13 protein-coding genes are annotated in these 16,629 nt (G+C 59.3%); 8 read left to right on the forward strand and 5 right to left on the reverse strand.

Going from position 1 to position 16,629, the window contains the following annotated elements; genetic code table 11:
• Positions 1-14 precede the first annotated feature (14 nt).
• Positions 15-638 (reverse strand): glutathione S-transferase, encoded by a 624-nt coding sequence (locus BLR20_RS06960; protein ID WP_010432580.1) that lies wholly within the window; start codon positions 636-638, stop codon positions 15-17.
• A gap of 162 nt (positions 639-800) precedes the next feature.
• On the opposite strand from BLR20_RS06960, the gene BLR20_RS06965 reads away from it, so the two are divergent.
• The 3 genes from BLR20_RS06965 (at position 801) to BLR20_RS06975 (ending at position 4,781) form a co-directional block, all read left to right on the forward strand.
• Positions 801-3,248, forward strand: a complete 2,448-nt coding sequence (locus BLR20_RS06965) for an acyl-CoA dehydrogenase (RefSeq protein ID WP_054994561.1) — start codon at positions 801-803, stop codon at positions 3,246-3,248.
• Positions 3,249-3,324: 76 nt separating this feature from the next.
• On the forward strand, positions 3,325-3,735 hold the full coding sequence (locus BLR20_RS06970) for a PA2817 family protein (protein ID WP_003317460.1): 411 nt from the start codon (positions 3,325-3,327) through the stop codon (positions 3,733-3,735).
• A 191-nt stretch (positions 3,736-3,926) separates the two neighbouring features.
• Complete coding sequence (locus BLR20_RS06975) at positions 3,927-4,781, forward strand: pirin family protein (protein ID WP_054994560.1); 855 nt, start codon at positions 3,927-3,929, stop codon at positions 4,779-4,781.
• A gap of 67 nt (positions 4,782-4,848) precedes the next feature.
• On the opposite strand, the gene BLR20_RS06980 is transcribed toward BLR20_RS06975, so the two are convergent.
• Together BLR20_RS06980 and BLR20_RS06985 are read right to left on the reverse strand one after the other, a co-directional pair.
• Complete coding sequence (locus BLR20_RS06980) at positions 4,849-6,030, reverse strand: patatin-like phospholipase family protein (protein ID WP_010432591.1); 1,182 nt, start codon at positions 6,028-6,030, stop codon at positions 4,849-4,851.
• A 32-nt stretch (positions 6,031-6,062) separates the two neighbouring features.
• Complete coding sequence (locus BLR20_RS06985) at positions 6,063-6,995, reverse strand: lipid A biosynthesis lauroyl acyltransferase (protein ID WP_010432594.1); 933 nt, start codon at positions 6,993-6,995, stop codon at positions 6,063-6,065.
• 120 nt (positions 6,996-7,115) lie between these two features.
• Between BLR20_RS06985 and minC the strand changes: the two genes are divergently transcribed.
• The 5 genes from minC (at position 7,116) to BLR20_RS07010 (ending at position 11,369) form a co-directional block, all read left to right on the forward strand.
• Positions 7,116-7,856, forward strand: a complete 741-nt coding sequence (gene minC / locus BLR20_RS06990; RefSeq protein WP_010432596.1) for a septum site-determining protein MinC — start codon at positions 7,116-7,118, stop codon at positions 7,854-7,856.
• A 231-nt stretch (positions 7,857-8,087) separates the two neighbouring features.
• A complete protein-coding gene (gene minD, locus BLR20_RS06995) occupies positions 8,088-8,900 on the forward strand; it encodes a septum site-determining protein MinD (protein WP_003317454.1) in 813 nt (270 codons plus the stop codon).
• Positions 8,900-9,154: a cell division topological specificity factor MinE gene (gene minE, locus BLR20_RS07000; RefSeq protein WP_003317453.1), complete on the forward strand. Its 255-nt coding sequence runs from the start codon at positions 8,900-8,902 to the stop codon at positions 9,152-9,154. The genes minD and minE overlap by 1 nt, the downstream gene beginning before the upstream one ends.
• A gap of 90 nt (positions 9,155-9,244) precedes the next feature.
• Positions 9,245-9,880 (forward strand): RluA family pseudouridine synthase, encoded by a 636-nt coding sequence (locus tag BLR20_RS07005; protein WP_010432599.1) that lies wholly within the window; start codon positions 9,245-9,247, stop codon positions 9,878-9,880.
• 199 nt (positions 9,881-10,079) lie between these two features.
• Positions 10,080-11,369 (forward strand): M18 family aminopeptidase, encoded by a 1,290-nt coding sequence (locus tag BLR20_RS07010; protein WP_010432602.1) that lies wholly within the window; start codon positions 10,080-10,082, stop codon positions 11,367-11,369.
• A gap of 255 nt (positions 11,370-11,624) precedes the next feature.
• Here BLR20_RS07010 and BLR20_RS07015 read toward each other — a convergent pair whose 3' ends face one another.
• Positions 11,625-15,359, reverse strand: coding sequence for a beta strand repeat-containing protein (locus tag BLR20_RS07015; protein ID WP_054994559.1), 3,735 nt, complete (start codon positions 15,357-15,359; stop codon positions 11,625-11,627).
• Positions 15,360-15,816: 457 nt separating this feature from the next.
• Positions 15,817-16,536, reverse strand: coding sequence for a UTRA domain-containing protein (locus tag BLR20_RS07020; RefSeq protein WP_032612107.1), 720 nt, complete (start codon positions 16,534-16,536; stop codon positions 15,817-15,819).
• Positions 16,537-16,629 lie beyond the last annotated feature (93 nt).

A 16,629-nucleotide genomic window follows, 5' to 3' on the forward strand; every position in this document is an offset into this window, starting at 1 on the left:
TTCACATCACACGCTCAGGTCAATGGGGTCATGACGGCCTTGCGATAGGCCGGGCGCGTCTTGAGACGCTCATACCAAGCTTGGAGGTGAGGCAGCGGCGGACGTTCAATCGGCATTTCAAACCAGCCGTAAGCGAAGCATCCCAGGGGAATATCGCCCATACCGAAAGCATCACCAGACAGATAAGGCTGTCGCGACAGCGCCTCATCGGCAACCAGCAGCAGGCTGTGCAGCGTCTTGATGCCTTGCTCGATGGCCGGCCAGTCCTGCTTGTCGGCCGGGGTACGTACTACGCCCCAGAACACCGGGCTGAACGGCGCGGCGATGGTCGAGCTGGTCCAGTCCATCCACTTGTCTGCGTTGGCGCGGGCCTGCAGATCTGCGGGGTATAAATCAGAGTCCGGGGCATGACGGGCGGCCAGGTAGCGCACGATGGCGTTGGACTCCCACATCACGAAGTCGCCGTCTTCGATCATCGGAATCCGGCCGTTAGGGTTTTTCGCGCGATAGGCTGCTTCGTTGACCAGGCCGAATGCACCACCGGCGTCCTGCGTTTCGTAAGGTACGCCCACTTCCTCGGCAATCCAGAGTGCCTTGCGCACATTGCTGGAATTCTTCCGTCCCCAGATCTTGAGCATTGCGTTCCCCTCGCACTCGCTGATAAATAAAGGCTCACAGTCTACCCCGAAGCGGCGGCAACTTACTCGTCAACCAGGGGTCACTATCGATGTCGCCCCACCACTGCCTGGCGACCAGTTCTTGATCGCTGCCACGGCGGCGGTCATCACGGAGGAATACTTATGCTGTTGTTGTGGATTGTTGTGCTGGTCGTCGGCATCGCCTGGCTGGCTCATCGGCGAACCGGCCCGCTCCCGGCGCTCGGCGTGGTAGCTGTCTACCTGCTGGCCATGGGTATTTTCAGTCACGCGCCAGGATGGCTGCTGACGGTGTTCTGGTTGCTCTGGCTGGCAGTGTTCGTACCGGTCATGCTGCCCGATCTGCGCCGCAAGCATTTCACTGCGCCGATGTTCAGCTGGTTTCAAAAAGTCCTGCCGCCGATGTCGCAAACCGAGCGCGATGCGATCGATGCCGGCACGGTCTGGTGGGATGGCGAGCTGTTCAGCGGTCGCCCGGACTGGGACAAGCTGCTGGCCTACCCTAAAGTCCAGCTGACCGAAGAGGAACAGGCCTTTATCGACGGGCCGACCGAAGAACTCTGCGCGATGGTCAGCGACTGGGAGATCGGCCAGGCTATGGACCTGCCGCCTGAAGCCTGGGCGCACATGAAAGCGCACGGCTTCTTCGCGCTGATCATCCCCAAGGAATTCGGTGGCAAGGGCTTCTCCGCCTACGCCCACTCCCAGGTGGCCATGAAGCTGGCCACCCGCAGCGGCGACCTGGCCTCCACGGTAATGGTGCCCAACTCGCTGGGCCCGGCCGAGTTGCTGCTGCATTACGGCACCGACGAGCAACGCAATCATTACCTGCCACGTCTGGCACGCGGTGAAGATATCCCCTGCTTCGCGCTGACCGGCCCGCTGGCCGGTTCCGATGCAGGTGCGATGACTGACACCGGGATCATCTGCAAAGGCCAGTGGCAGGGCGAAGAAGTCATCGGCCTGCGCCTGACCTGGGAAAAACGCTACATCACCCTCGGCCCGGTCGCTACCCTGCTGGGCCTGGCCTTCAAGGCCCACGACCCTGAGCACCTGCTCGGTGAAAAAGAAGATCTGGGCATCAGCCTGGCGCTGATTCCGACCGATACGCCCGGCGTGGAAATCGGCCGCCGTCACCTGCCGCTGGGCGCGGCGTTCATGAACGGTCCCAACTCGGGCAAGGACGTGTTCATCCCGCTGAGCTACCTGATCGGTGGTCAACCGATGCTGGGCAAAGGCTGGATGATGCTGATGAACTGCCTGTCGGTGGGTCGTTCGATCTCGCTGCCGGCAGTCGGCACCGGCGCTGCCAAGTACACCAGCCTGGTCACCGGCCAGTACGCGAAGGTGCGTGAGCAGTTCAACGTACCTATCTCCGCATTCGAAGGCATCCAGGAGGCACTGGCGCGAATCGGCGGCAACGCCTGGCTGATGGACAGTGCACGCATGCTGACGGCCAATGCGGTCGACCTGGGCGAGAAGCCTTCGGTGCTCTCTGCGATCCTCAAGTATCACCTGACCGAACGCGGCCGCGAGTGTATCGGTCACGCCATGGACGTGCATGGCGGCAAGGGCATCATCATGGGCCCGAACAATTACCTGGGTCGCAACTGGCAAGGTGCGCCGATCTTCATCACCGTCGAGGGCGCCAACATCCTCTCGCGCAACCTGATGATCTTCGGCCAGGGCGCGATTCGCTGCCATCCATTCGTACTCAAGGAAATGGCCCTGGCCGGGCGTGAAGACAAGCAGCAGGCGCTGATCGAGTTTGACAGCCTGCTGCTCAAACACATCGGCTTTGCGGTGAGCAATGCCGCCAGCACCTTCATTCTCAACCTGGGTTTTGGCCATTTCGAAAGAGCGCCGGGCAACAGCCTGAGCCAGGGCTACTTCCGGGCGCTGAACCGTCAGGCAGCAGCGTTCGCGATGCTGGCGGACTTGAGCATGATGCTGCTGGGCGGCGAGCTGAAACGCCGCGAACGCCTGTCCGCCCGCCTGGGTGACGTGCTCAGTCATATGTACCTGGCTTCGGCAGCGCTCAAGCGTTATCACGACCTCGGCTCGCCGGACCACATGAGCCCGTTGTTTCGCTGGGCCATGGAAGAAAGCCTGGGGCATTCGGAACGTGCGATGGACGAGATCCTCAGCAACTTCCCCAACCGCATACTGGGCGGCGTGCTGCGTGCCGTAGTGTTCCCGTTCGGTCGCAGGCACAAAGGGCCGTCGGACAGACTGGACGCCGAAGTTGCCCAGGTACTGGGCCGCGCCAAGGGCGATCCGACGCTGGAAGAGTTGCTGGCCGGCTGCTATCGCCCGCAATCGGCAGACGACCCGGTCGGCGCACTGCAACAGGCCATCGACCTGCTCAGCGCTGCGTATCCGCTGCACAAGAAGCTGCAAATGGCTCTCAAGAGTGGTCAGGTCAAGCCGGACGCCGGCGAGCCTGTCATCGACGCCGCATTGCGCATCGGTGTGTTGCAGGCCGACGAAGCGCAAACCCTGCGCACCGCCGAGGCAGCCCGCCGCAAGGTGATCGACGTGGATGATTTCGACAAGGAAGAACTGACCCTGGCAGCCGGCAAGATTCGCTGATAGTCAGGTCGCACCACACAGCAGGCGCGTAGAGCTTTATACTCTCGCGCCTGTTTTTGCATTTGAGGATTACCCAATGGCCGACGCCACTCTCGATCACCAACTTGGCCTGCTGGCACACCTGCGCAGCATTCTGGTCGCGCTGGGCGAGGCCGAGCAGGTTCCGGAAGAAAGCCACGCGCTGTTCATGGAGCGTTTCGACGAACTGGTCGAGCTGCTGCCGCAGGATCCCATCGAAAGCCAGTACCTGGGTCAGGATATTCTTTGCCAGGTCATCCAGCGCTACCCGCAAATCGCGCATCTGGTACCGCGCGACCTGCTGTGGTTCTTCGCCGGTGACTGCCTGCATTTCATGCCGGATGATGAAATCGAGCTGTATCAGGCGCTGGAAGAACGCCGCTACGAAGCCGAGCAGAACGAAGAACCGTTCGACTGGAATCAAGAGAAACAGCTGCTGAGCATGTCAACACAGGGCAGCAAGCACTGAGCATCGCCTGGCTTCAAGCCTGCTCCGGAGGTCATTTCGGGCAGGTTGCCTGTCTCCTCGCATAAATGCGCCGTACCGCGCAACTCATCGATAAAAATGATCATTACGTACCGGCATTCGAATGAATTTATCGAATAAACAGGCATACCATGACACTTCGTATCACCTGATTAAGGAGTGCTCTCTCTCCCATGACTCAATTTCGTAAAGTCCTGTCCATTCAAGCGGGTCAGCCAGCGTCCGATGGCGCGGGTGTCAAACTGACGCGCGTCTTCGGCGGGCGCGGCGTGGAGCAGTTCGACCCGTTTCTGATGCTGGACGAGTTCGGATCGGACAAGCCGGATGACTACATCGCCGGCTTTCCACCTCACCCGCACCGGGGCTTCGAAACGGTGACCTACATGCTTGAAGGCCGTATGCGTCATGAAGACCATATGGGCAATGTCGGCCTTCTGCAGAGCGGCGGTGTGCAGTGGATGACTGCGGCACGCGGGATCATTCACAGCGAAATGCCCGAGCAGGAAGAAGGCACCATGCGCGGCTTTCAGCTTTGGCTGAACCTGCCGGGCAAGCACAAGCTGAGCGACGCCAGCTATCAGGACATTCAGCCGGAACACGTTCCGAGTGTCACCACCCAGGCCGGTGTGCAGGTGGTGGTACTGGCCGGGCATTTCGACGATGGCCAAGTGCGCCAGGCCGGGGCAGTACAGCGCCCGGACACCGAGCCGTTGTACTTCGACTTTGACATGCCTGCCGGCAGTCGTATCAACCCGCAAGTACCCGATGGGCACCTTGTGCTGCTGTACGTCTATGAAGGCAGTGTCGAGCTCGAAGGCAGCCCCCAGCCGATCGGTAAACGCCAAATGGCACGCCTGTCCGACAGTGGTGAAGTGCAGATCAGCAGCGCCGCCGGTGCGCGGCTGTTACTGATTGCAGGCAAGCCGTTGCGTGAGCCGATCGTGCAATACGGCCCCTTCGTTATGAACACCAAGGAAGAGATCGAGCAGGCGATTCGTGACTTCCGGGAAGATCGTCTGACCGCTTGATGACTTCGGTCACCGAGCCCTGCGCCCGCCGATCAAGAGACAGGGGCCCCTCCCCTGTCTCGCCACATTACTCCAGACGCAAAAAGCGCTTCAGCTCGGCACCCTGAGCAATCGCATCGTGACGACCCAGCTCGATCAATTCACTGCAATAACCTGACTCGAACAGCAGATAGCTCAGCACGCTGGCGCCGCTGCTCTTGGTCGCGCCCGGCCCGCGCAGAAATGTGCGCAATGCGGGGGGCAGTTCGCGGCGGTGGCGGGCTGCGATTTCATCCAGCGGACGACTCGGCGAAATCACCAGCACCTCCACCGGCTCCATGCCCGGCTGCCGGACCTGATCCTCGGGCAGCAACGCACTGGCGGTGTTCAAGCGTTCGAGCAGCTCGATATCGCTTTCCAGATTGTCGATGAACGTACTGTTGAGCATGTGGCCGCTGATCTGCGCCAGGCTTGGCTGAACACCGCGGGGTGCGCGGGGCGCCGGTCTTTCGGTTTTGAGGCCGCGCGGGTTGCCGCTGACGCCGACCACCAGAACTCGATTGGCGCCCAGGTGCAGCGCCGGGCTGATCGGTGCCGACTGACGCACAGCTCCGTCGCCGAAGTACTCCTCGTCGAGCATCACGGGGGCGAACAACAAGGGAATGGCCGAACTGGCGAGCAAGTGATCCACGGTCAGTTGCGTCGGACGGCCGATGCGGCGATGACGCAGCCAGGGTTCGATCGTACCGCGGCCCTGATAAAACGTGACCGCCTGACCCGATTCGTAACCGAAGGCAGTCACTGCCACGGCACGCAAATGATGGGCTTCGATGGCGGCTTCGATTCCGGACAGGTCCAGCCGCTCATTGAGCAGATCACGCAGGGGCGAACTGTTGAGCAAGGCAACCGGGATATTTCGCCCGAAACCCAGCAGGCTGCGGCCAAAAAAACGACTGGCCTGATGAATCACCCCGGACCAGTCGCTGCGCAGCACCTGATGGCTGCGAAAAGACTGCCAGAATTCGGTCAATTGATGGATGGCAACTCGAAAATGCAGCGCGCCACTGGCGAGCTTGACCGCATTGATCGCGCCAGCCGAGGTACCGACGATGACCGGAAAGGGATTGGGCGAACCGGGCGGCAGCAGATCGGCAATGCCTGCCAGTACGCCGACCTGATAGGCCGCACGCGCCCCGCCACCCGACAAAATCAGCCCGGTTACAGGCTCGACATTACTTATTGCACTGTTCGTTACTGCGCGATCCTGCATCTACGACTGACCTCGGTGATCAACGACGCTTTTTATTTAGGCTTCTCATATAGCTTCGGTTCACCGGCCGGTCGACTTTTAAAGCGTCGATGGGCCCAAAGATACTGTTCCGGGCATTCAGTGACAGCCCTTTCTACCCATTGATTGATGCGCAGGCAATCGGCTTCGTCGCTTTCACCCGGAAAGTTGTCCAGTGGCGGGTGAATCACCAGCCGGTAACCACTGCCGTCTGCCAGACGCTGCTGGGTGAAGGGCACAACCTGCGCACGGCCCAGGCGGGCGAACTTGCTGGTCGCGGTCACGGTGGCGGCCTGGATACCGAACAGCGGCACAAAAATGCTCTGTTTGGCGCCGTAGTCCTGATCCGGCGCATACCAGATCGCCCGGCCGGCACGCAGCAACTTGAGCATGCCGCGCACGTCATCGCGCTCGACAGCCAGTGAATCAAGGTTGTGGCGCTCGCGCCCGCGCCGCTGAACGAAGTCGAACAGCGGGCTCTTGTGTTCGCGGTACATGCCGTCAATGGTGTGCTGCTGGCCCAGCAGCGCCGCACCGATTTCCAGCGTGGTGAAATGCAGCGCCATCAGAATCACGCCCTCGCCTTTTTGTTGAGCATTCTGCAAATGCTCGAGCCCTTCGACGTGGGCAAGCCTGGCCAGACGTTTTTTCGACCACCACCAGCTCATGGCCATCTCGAAGAAGGCGATCCCGGTGGAAGCGAAGTTTTCCTTGAGCAGACGCTTGCGCTCGGCCGCGGACAAATGCGGGAAGCACAGCTCCAGATTGCGTGACGCGATTTTTTTTCGATCAGTGGCAACACGGTACATGATGGCGCCCAGTGCCCGACCGATGACCAGCAGAACGCGAAATGGCAATTGGACAATCAGCCACAAGAGCCCCAGCCCCAGCCATAACGGCCAGAAACGGGGGTGAAGGAAACTGGCTTTAAAGCGCGGGCGATCCATTTGGGCTTCCGTCAGAACAAAGGCCGCGCATTCTACAACGGTTCTAGCCGCTTGCGGCTCGCGGGCGTTCTCGCTATAAGTCTCGGCACTTTTAGCGACAAGCTGTTGTGTATATCAACCATGAGCCAGATTGAATCGCAAAACCCGGAACCTGTATTTCAGCTCAAGGGCAGCATGCTCGCCATCACCGTCATGGAGCTGGCCCGAACCAACCTTGAAGCGCTCGACAGGCAACTGGCGGCCAAGGTGGCACAAGCCCCCAACTTCTTCAGCAACACGCCGTTGATCCTGGCTCTGGACAAACTCGCACCGAACGAAGGTCCGGTGGACCTCCCGGGCCTGGTGCGCATCTGTCGCCAGCACGGCCTGCGCACTTTGGCGATCCGCGCCAACCGTATCGAAGACATTGCGGCGGCGATTGCCGTCGACCTCCCGGTCCTGCCGCCGTCCGGCGCACGTGAACGCGTGATCGACCCGATTGAAGCCGAAGCACCGAAAAAAATCCCGGAAAAACCGCCCGAGCCACTGATCAAGCCGACCCGCGTGATAACCGCTCCGGTACGCGGCGGTCAGCAGATTTATGCCCAGGGCGGCGACCTGGTTGTCGTCGCGCCGGTCAGTCCAGGTGCGGAACTTCTCGCCGATGGAAACATCCATGTCTACGGCCCGATGCGTGGCAGGGCACTGGCAGGAATAAAAGGCGATACCAAGGCACGCATCTTCTGTCAGCAGTTGAGTGCCGAGCTGATTTCGATTGCCGGACAATACAAGGTGTCCGAGGACTTGCGCAGGGACCCGTTATGGGGCTCGCCGGTCCAGATCAGCTTGTCAGGTGATGTGTTGAACATCATTCGTCTTTAACGGATACTGCCGCAATTTTCAAAGCATCTCTAATTCGTCGCGAAATTGTCGTGAAGGCGGCCGGAAGTTCTGAAAAGCACTGCTTTTCAGTGGGTATATGAGTCGAAAGTAATAGCTTAGTGCTAGCTTTCCGGAATCAGACCCCAGGACTTCCAGAATGCTTCGGCGGGCGCGGCGCCAGGAGATGCCTTTCAGGGACTCAATGTCCTTTTCCTCTAGGGGTGATACACCTTGGCCAAGATTCTCGTTGTTACATCCGGCAAGGGTGGTGTGGGCAAGACCACCACCAGCGCCGCCATCGGTACCGGTCTCGCGCTGCGCGGCCACAAGACAGTCATCGTCGACTTCGACGTCGGCCTGCGTAACCTCGACCTGATCATGGGTTGCGAACGTCGTGTCGTGTATGACTTCGTCAACGTGGTCAATGGCGAAGCCAACCTGCAACAGGCGCTGATCAAGGACAAGAAGATCGAAGGCCTGTTCGTGCTGGCCGCCAGCCAGACCCGCGACAAGGAAGCACTGACCAAGGAGGGCGTTGAAAAAGTCCTCATGGAGCTGAAGGAATCCTTCGAATACATCGTCTGCGATTCGCCGGCCGGTATCGAAACCGGTGCTCACCTGGCCATGTACTTCGCCGATGAAGCCATCGTCGTGACCAACCCTGAAGTATCGTCGGTGCGTGACTCCGACCGCATGCTGGGCCTGCTGGCCAGCAAATCGCGTCGCGCCGAACGTGGCGAAGACCCGATCAAGGAACACTTGCTGCTGACCCGCTACAACCCTGAGCGCGTCAGCAAGGGCGAAATGCTCGGCGTTGAAGACGTCAAGGAAATCCTTGCCGTTACCCTGCTCGGCGTGATTCCCGAATCCCAGGCTGTACTGAAAGCCTCCAACCAGGGCGTGCCGGTCATTCTCGATGACCAGAGCGACGCAGGTCAGGCCTACAGCGATGCGGTCGACCGCCTGCTGGGCAAAACACTTGAGCACCGCTTTCTGGATGTGCATAAGAAAGGATTCTTTGAACGCCTGTTCGGGGGTAATTAATGAATATTTTTGACTTCTTTCGTGACCGCAAAAAAGGAAGCACGGCCTCGGTAGCGAAAGAGCGTCTACAGATCATCGTTGCTCACGAACGCGGCCAACGCAGTACCCCGGACTACCTTCCTGCGCTGCAGAAGGAGCTGGTGGAAGTGATCCGTAAATACGTCAATATCGAGTCTGACCAGGTACAGGTCGCTCTGGAAAGCCAGGGCAGCTGTTCGATTCTGGAACTCAATATCACCCTGCCCGATCGCTGATCAGGCAGTCGCTCGCGGCGGTATCGGTGCACTTCTGCGGAAGCTGCGCCCTTGCCGCCGTTGGCGTTTCTAGCGTTTCGAGGCCGTTGCATGCCGTTGTCGAACATCCGCATCATTCATCAGGACGCCGCCGTTCTGGTGATCGATAAGCCTACCCTGCTGCTTTCCGTTCCCGGCCGTGCCGACGACAACAAGGATTGCCTGATTACCCGCCTGCAGGAAAACGGTTACCCCGAAGCGCGTATCGTCCATCGCCTGGACTGGGAAACCTCGGGCATCATCCTGCTGGCTCGCGATGCCGATACGCATCGGGAACTGTCGCGTCAGTTTCACGACCGGGAAACCGAGAAAGCCTATACCGCGCTGTGCTGGGGACAACCGTCACTGGACAGCGGCAGTATCGATCTGCCGTTGCGCTATGACCCGCCCACCAAGCCCCGGCATGTGGTGGACCACGAAGCTGGCAAACACGCGCTGACGTTCTGGAAGGTTATCGAGCGGCATGATACTCACTGCCGCGTCGAGCTCACGCCGATCACTGGCCGCTCGCATCAGTTGCGTGTGCACATGCTGTCGATCGGGCATCCGCTGTTGGGTGATGGTCTGTACGCGCATCCGCAAGCGCTGGCGGCCTATCCACGTCTGTGTCTGCATGCCAGCATGCTGAGCTTCACGCATCCAGGCACCGGCGAGCGACTGACCTTCGAGTGTGCTGCTCCGTTCTGATCTGAATGCGTGGTGAGCGACACCTTGACTATCGTTCCTCACGCTCCAGCGTGGGAATGCAGTTCGTGACGCTCTGCGTCACATAGCGCTTCTGTGGCTGTGGTTAGCTGGCGAGAACCATCAGGTAACGATAAGTGCAACCCAAGGCAACGTTTGAGCCAATACGGTAAACTCGCGCCATTGTTGTCTGGAGCTATTTATGCGCGCAGAGTTGAACAAAGGCCTCATTGATTTCCTGAAGGCCTCTCCTACCCCATTCCACGCCACTGCCACACTCGTGCAACACTTCGAAGCCGCAGGTTTTCAGCGGCTGGACGAACGTGAGACTTGGGCGGTAGAAACCGGCGGTCGTTACTTCGTTACCCGTAATGACTCTTCTATCGTCGCTTTCCGGATGGGTCGTCAGTCGCCACTCACTGGCGGCATCCGCATGGTCGGCGCACACACCGACAGCCCGTGCCTGCGGGTCAAGCCGCAACCGGAACTGCAACGTCAGGGTTTTTGGCAATTGGGCGTCGAAGTCTACGGCGGCGCCCTGCTGGCTCCCTGGTTCGATCGTGATCTGTCGCTGGCCGGTCGTGTCACTTTCCGCCGCGATGGCAAGGTCGAAAGCCAGCTGATCGACTTCAAACTGCCGATCGCCGTGATTCCCAATCTGGCGATTCACCTGAACCGCACGGCCAACGAAGGCTGGGCGATCAATGCGCAAAACGAACTGCCCCCCATTCTGGCGCAGGTTGCCGGTGACGAGCGAGCGGACTTCCGGGCGCTGCTGACCGACCAACTGGCCCGCGAGCACGGACTCAATGCCGATGTGGTGCTCGATTACGAGCTGAGTTTCTACGACACTCAGGGCGCCGCCTTGGTCGGCCTCAACGGGGACTTCCTGGCAGGTGCACGCCTGGACAACCTGTTGTCGTGTTTCGCCGGGATGCAGGCACTGCTCAACACCGAGAGCGACGAAACCGCCCTGCTGGTGTGCACCGATCACGAAGAGGTCGGCTCGTCTTCTGCCTGTGGCGCAGACGGTGCGATGCTCGAGCAGATCGTCCAGCGCCTGCTGCCAAGCAGCGAAGACTACGTGCGCACGATTCAGAAGTCGCTGCTGATATCAGCCGACAACGCCCACGGCATTCATCCCAACTACGCTGACAAGCACGATGCCAATCATGGTCCCAAGCTCAATGCCGGGCCGGTGATCAAGGTCAACAGCAACCAGCGTTACGCCACCAACAGCGAAACCGCCGGTTTCTTCCGCCATCTGTGCATGGCCGAAGAAGTCCCGGTGCAGAGCTTTGTGGTACGCAGCGACATGGGTTGCGGCTCGACCATCGGACCGATCACTGCCAGCCATCTGGGTATCCGCACGGTGGACATCGGCTTGCCGACGTTCGCCATGCACTCGATTCGCGAACTGGCCGGCAGCCATGACCTTGCGCATCTGGTCAAGGTATTGAGCGCGTTCTATGCCAGCCACGAGCTGCCCTGACAGCTGAGGCGATCATCGATACTGTGGGGGCGGCCTGCTGCTCCCGCGTATCGGTGTTGACGCGCGCTAAAAATGCTCATTGAAAGAAATAAAAACTTCTCTGATCACAACGATAAAAAAGATGCGTTTGCCTGCGTCATTCAGAACCACCTTGTATGTAACAAAAGATCGTTCGTTTATAAAGGGACTTCATGTCCCGAATTCCATCGACGCACCCTGTCGATGATTCAGTCGTGGCGTACTTGAATACGCGGGCTACTCGACCTCTATCCAGTCATCGTCCTCGTCGGGTTTATCGACAATATCGTCATCTTCGTTCACGTAATACGGTATGTCGGCTTCAACACCGTTCTCACCCGTTCTGGCAACCAGTTGCCTGTACCTTTTCCCGTCCCAGAGCCTGAAAATAAGCGTTGAGTCTTCTCCAGCCGAGAGCGTCGAGCCTTCACTGCCAATAAGTTTGCTACGCGCGCCTGCCGTCAAGATACTGTTCTTTCCTGCGGTCAATCTGCTTTGGTCTCCCGCCATCAGCGTGCAGTCATGCCCGCCGGTCAGTTTGCTTCTATCGCCGGCAGTCAGATAACTGTTATTACCGGCCAATAGTTTGCTGCGGTCACCCGCGGTCTGATTACTGTCTGCACCGGCAATCAACCTGCTGCGATCACCCGCCAGCTGTACGCTGCCCGCACCGGCAATCAGCGTGCTGCGAAAACCTGCTGTCTGCGAGCTGCCCTTGCCGGCAATCAGCATGCTTTTATTGCCGGCGACCTGAATGCTTTCATGGCCTGCAATCAACGAGCTGCCGTAACTTGCAATCTGGTTACTGCCATAACCCGCAGTCAATGTGCTGCGAATGCCCGATGTAAGGCTACTGCCATACCCGGCGATCAAAACGCTGCGAAGTCCGGCGATCAGCGTGCTGCCATAGCCTGCCGTCAGAAAACTCCTGATTCCGCTGGTCAGGGTGCTGCCATAACCGGCGATCAATGAGCTGTCTTGCCCGGCCGTTGCAGTGCTGCCGTAGCCCGCAGTGAGCGAGCTTCCGTACTCTGCGGTCTGGGTACTGCCGTAACCAGCCGTGAGAGTGCTTTCATAGCCCGCTGTCTGCGTACTGCCATAACCGGCGATCAGCGAGCTGGCAAAGCCGGCAGTGGAGGTACTTCCGTACCCGGTGGTGAGCGAGCTGTTTTCCTGTGCGGTTTGCGTGCTGCCGTAACCGGCGGTCAAGGTGCTCTCGTAACCCGCAGTCTGCGTACTGCCATAACCCGCAATCAACGAACTCGCGTAGCCAGCAGTAGAAGTACTTCCATAACCTGTCACCAGGTCACTGCGCTCCTGCGCGGTTTGCGTACTGCCGTAACCGGCGGTCAACGTACTCTCGTAGCCTGCCGTCTGTGTACTGCCGTAACCCGCGATCAGCGAGCTGGAATAGCCCGCAGTCGACGTACTTCCGTAGCCAGTGGTGAGCGAGCTGTTTTCCTGAGCGGTTTGCGTACTGCCATAACCGGTCGTCAACGTGCTCCCGTAGCCTGCCGTCTGCGTGCTGCCATAGCCGGCGATCAAGGAACTGGAATAGCCCGCAGTCGACGTGCTTCCGTAGCCTGCGACCAGGTCGCTGCGCTCCTGTGCCGTCTGTGTACTGCCATAACCTGCGGTCATTATGCTTTTGAAGCCCGCCGTCTGCGTGCTGCCGTAGCCGGCGATCAGCGAACTGTTTGACCCTGCCGTCGAAGTGCTGCCATAGCCTGCGACCAGGTCGCTGTGTTCTCTGGCGGTCTGGGTACTGCCATAACCGGCGGTCAGCATGCTTTTGTAACTCGCGGTCTGGGTGCTGCCATAACCTGCGATCAGCGAACTGCCTGAGCCTGCGGTTCCTGTACTGCCATAGCCCGCAACCAGGTCACTACCGTCCCTGGCAGTCTGAGTACTCCCATAACCAGCGGTCAGGATACTTTTGTGGCCGGCTGTCTGTGTGCTCCCATAACCCGCGATGATGAAGCTCTCATGACCCGCGGTGCCTGTACTTCCGTAACCGGTGGTGAGGTTACTGGCAGCCCCGGCCGTTTGCGTACTGCCATAGCCTGATGTAAGTACGCTGCCCTGCTGTGCGGTCTGGGTACTGCCATAACCTGCCGTGAGCGAGCTGTCACTGCCCGAGGTTTGCGTACTGCCATAACCGGCGATCAACGAGCTGTCAGCGCCAGCTGTTCCCGTACTTCCATACCCGGCCGTCAGGGTGCTGCCTTCACGGGCAGTCTGGGTACTGCCATAGCCTGCGGTGAGCGAACTTTCGCTGCCTGATGTCTGCGTGCTGCCATATCCGGCGATCAACGAACTGTCGGCACCTGCTGTACCAGTGCTGCCATAACCCGCGGTCAGGTTGCTGCCTTCCTGGGCCGTCTGCGTACTGCCGTAACCCGCTGTCAGCGCACTGTCACTTCCAGACGTCTGCGTGCTGCCATAGCCGGCGATCAACGAGCTGTCGACACCGGCTGTGCCAGTGCTGCCGTACCCAGCGGTGAGATTGCTGCCTTCCTGGGCCGTCTGCGTACTGCCGTAACCTGCCGTAAGCGAGCTGTCACTGCCCGATGTTTGCGTGCTGCCATAACCGGCGATCAGCGAGCTGTCGGAACCTGCCGTGCCGGTGCTGCCGTACCCAGCGGTGAGATTGCTGCCTTCCTGAGCCGTTTGCGTGCTGCCGTAGCCTGCGGTCAGAGCGCTGTCACTCCCCGAAGTCTGTGTGCTGCCATAACCGGCGATCAACGAGCTGTCGGCACCTGCTGTACCAGTGCTGCCGTACCCGGAGGTCAGGTTGCTGCCTTCCTGGGCCGTCTGCGTACTGCCGTAGCCCGCTGTCAGCGAACTGTCGCCGCCCGAGGTTTGTGTACTGCCATAACCGGCGATCAACGAGCTATCCGAGCCTGCCGTGCCGGTGCTGCCATACCCTGCGGTAAGATTGCTGCCTTCCTGAGCCGTTTGCGTGCTGCCGTAGCCTGCTGTGAGCGAGCTGTCTTCTCCGGAAGTCTGAGTACTGCCATAACCGGCGATCAACGAGCTATCCGAGCCTGCCGTGCCGGTGCTGCCGTACCCGGCGGTGAGATTGCTGCCTTCCTGAGCCGTTTGCGTGCTGCCGTAACCCGCTGTGAGCGAGCTGTCTTCTCCGGAAGTCTGAGTACTGCCGTAACCGGCGATCAGCGAGCTGTCGGAGCCCGCCGTGCCGGTGCTGCCGTACCCGGCCGTCAGGTTGCTGCCTTCGCGGGCGGTCTGGGTGCTGCCGTAACCCGCCGTCAGCGCGCTGTCCCCACCGGCGGTCTGGGTGCTTCCATAGCCTGCTACCAGCGAGCTGTCGGAGCCGGCGGTGCCTGTACTTCCATAACCGGCAATCAGATCACTGTGGTTGCCAGCGGTCTCGTTACTGCCATAACCGGCAATGAGCCGGCTGTTGTTGTCGCCACTCAACGTGCTGCCGTAAGTAGCGGTCTGCAAATTCTGCGGCGTCGTCACCGGCAGGGTGTTTACTGAGGGGGCAGCTGCGCTGACCAACGCCACATCGAACACTTCATGACTGGGCTGTTCTACCACCGGTAACGCGATATTTGCTGCCGCAGGCGTGGGCGTGGCCATTGGCGTTGGCGTTGGCGTTGGCGTTGATGCAGGGTCGGCCTGACGTGCCGAAATGAAGTGTGATGCGCTGATCCTGTCGCCGACATGAACCACCTCGGCCCGCGGAAACTTGACCATCCCCGGCTCTTCCAGACCGATGATGTCTGCAACGGCGACTTCACAGACAATCCATCGCGCATCGGCATGCACGCTTAGAAAAGCGCTGGTTCCAGCGCCCCACAGTAAACCGACCAGACCATTCTCATGCCGCCTGGTTGACTGCCAGTATTTGGATTCCACCGTGCCGGAGGCGGGCCATATAAGGCCGCAATGATCGGCCATGTTATTTGCACAGGTACGCAGTACCAACGCCTTGTCGATATTCATTACAGCATCCTCATAGATCCTTTAAATAAAAGCAGCTGCACTTATCAAGCATTGCTTTACAGGACAACCGCCGTGTCAGCCTTAATCCTAAAGTGGAACGATGGTGCACATTACATCAACTAAGCAGCGCACACCCGCCCACACTAAAAACTTACCACACCCTATTAAGAAGTATTAATTAATATTGAGATTTTTCTTATAGCCCGCTAAAAATTAGAATAATTAATCTGGAAAATCTCATGAAAAAACCAACTAATTTAACCCCGCCACGCCAGAAGCAATAGAATAATTCTCATTAAATTTTTTTGTTAATCAAACGCGGGCATTACACAAAACCTATTAAACAGGCTGTGCACTGCGCAAGTTTTTATCAAATAAATGAGTATTTACTTATAGAAAACAGCGAACTAACGGTGGTACAGGCCGCGCTTGGGAAGTGGGCTTGCCACACCGGCATTCAGTCGCCATGCACCTCTGCGCGCACATGAATAGCATCATGACGCCAGTATTCGATATCGCAGTCGATCAACCGGTCTTTACGGTCGTAATTGACACGCGCAATGCGCAGGCCCGGGCTACCAGGCGAAACCTTCAGTGCGGCAGCCGCGTCGGCATGCAGCGCGGTCGGCATCATGTCGAAACGCACCTGCCCGTAATGCACGTCATAACTGCGAGCATAAAGCTCGGTGAGTGATTCGTTGAGATCATGCTCTAGAATGCCGGGGAACAATTCCGGCCTCAGGTAGTGCTCGACGTAAAGCACCAGCCGCTGATCGATTCGCCGCGCGCGACAGATCTGGACCACGCTCGACAGCGCCGGCAGTTCCAGCATTTCGCAGATCAGCGCTGAAGCAGGTTGCAGGCGCGCCGACAGAAGCAGGGTATGCGGCACCCTGCCCTGGGCACAGACCATAGCGTGGAAATGGCTGCGCCTGATCAGGTCATAGGCCAGTCGCGGCGGGGAAATGAACCAGCCACGACGCTCTTCCCGGTAGATCAGCCCCTGCGCTTCGAGCTGCAAAAGCGCTTCACGCAAGGTGATGCGGGTGGTGGCGAATACCTCACTGAGCTTGCGTTCTGCAGGCAACTTGCTGCCATGCGGCAACAAGCCGTGTTCGATCTGCTCCTGCAGCGCATGGCAAATCGTTGTTACCGCCCGTGGTACATCTTCGCGCATTCCGGTATCCGTCTGGACTAGACCAGCCCTGTTACGAGGCATACATCAGTGCGGCCAACGCCGTTCACTCCGTTGCCGTGAGCCTAGGCCGGG

The sequence above is a fragment of the Pseudomonas congelans genome (assembly GCF_900103225.1).
GTDB classification, from domain to species: domain Bacteria; phylum Pseudomonadota; class Gammaproteobacteria; order Pseudomonadales; family Pseudomonadaceae; genus Aquipseudomonas; species Aquipseudomonas congelans.

Excerpts from the sequence above, each read along its gene's own strand:
- BLR20_RS06970 (WP_003317460.1), top strand. The coding sequence starts at position 3,325 with ATGGCCGACGCCACTCTCGATCACCAACTTGGCCTGCTGGCACACCTG.
- BLR20_RS07005 (WP_010432599.1), top strand. The coding sequence starts at position 9,245 with ATGCCGTTGTCGAACATCCGCATCATTCATCAGGACGCCGCCGTTCTG.
- minC (WP_010432596.1), top strand. The coding sequence starts at position 7,116 with ATGAGCCAGATTGAATCGCAAAACCCGGAACCTGTATTTCAGCTCAAG.
- BLR20_RS06980 (WP_010432591.1), bottom strand. The coding sequence starts at position 6,030 with ATGCAGGATCGCGCAGTAACGAACAGTGCAATAAGTAATGTCGAGCCT.
- BLR20_RS06965 (WP_054994561.1), top strand. The coding sequence starts at position 801 with ATGCTGTTGTTGTGGATTGTTGTGCTGGTCGTCGGCATCGCCTGGCTG.
- BLR20_RS07015 (WP_054994559.1), bottom strand. The coding sequence starts at position 15,359 with ATGAATATCGACAAGGCGTTGGTACTGCGTACCTGTGCAAATAACATG.
- minE (WP_003317453.1), top strand. The coding sequence starts at position 8,900 with ATGAATATTTTTGACTTCTTTCGTGACCGCAAAAAAGGAAGCACGGCC.
- BLR20_RS07020 (WP_032612107.1), bottom strand. The coding sequence starts at position 16,536 with ATGCGCGAAGATGTACCACGGGCGGTAACAACGATTTGCCATGCGCTG.
- BLR20_RS06985 (WP_010432594.1), bottom strand. The coding sequence starts at position 6,995 with ATGGATCGCCCGCGCTTTAAAGCCAGTTTCCTTCACCCCCGTTTCTGG.
- BLR20_RS06960 (WP_010432580.1), bottom strand. The coding sequence starts at position 638 with ATGCTCAAGATCTGGGGACGGAAGAATTCCAGCAATGTGCGCAAGGCA.
- BLR20_RS07010 (WP_010432602.1), top strand. The coding sequence starts at position 10,080 with ATGCGCGCAGAGTTGAACAAAGGCCTCATTGATTTCCTGAAGGCCTCT.
- BLR20_RS06975 (WP_054994560.1), top strand. The coding sequence starts at position 3,927 with ATGACTCAATTTCGTAAAGTCCTGTCCATTCAAGCGGGTCAGCCAGCG.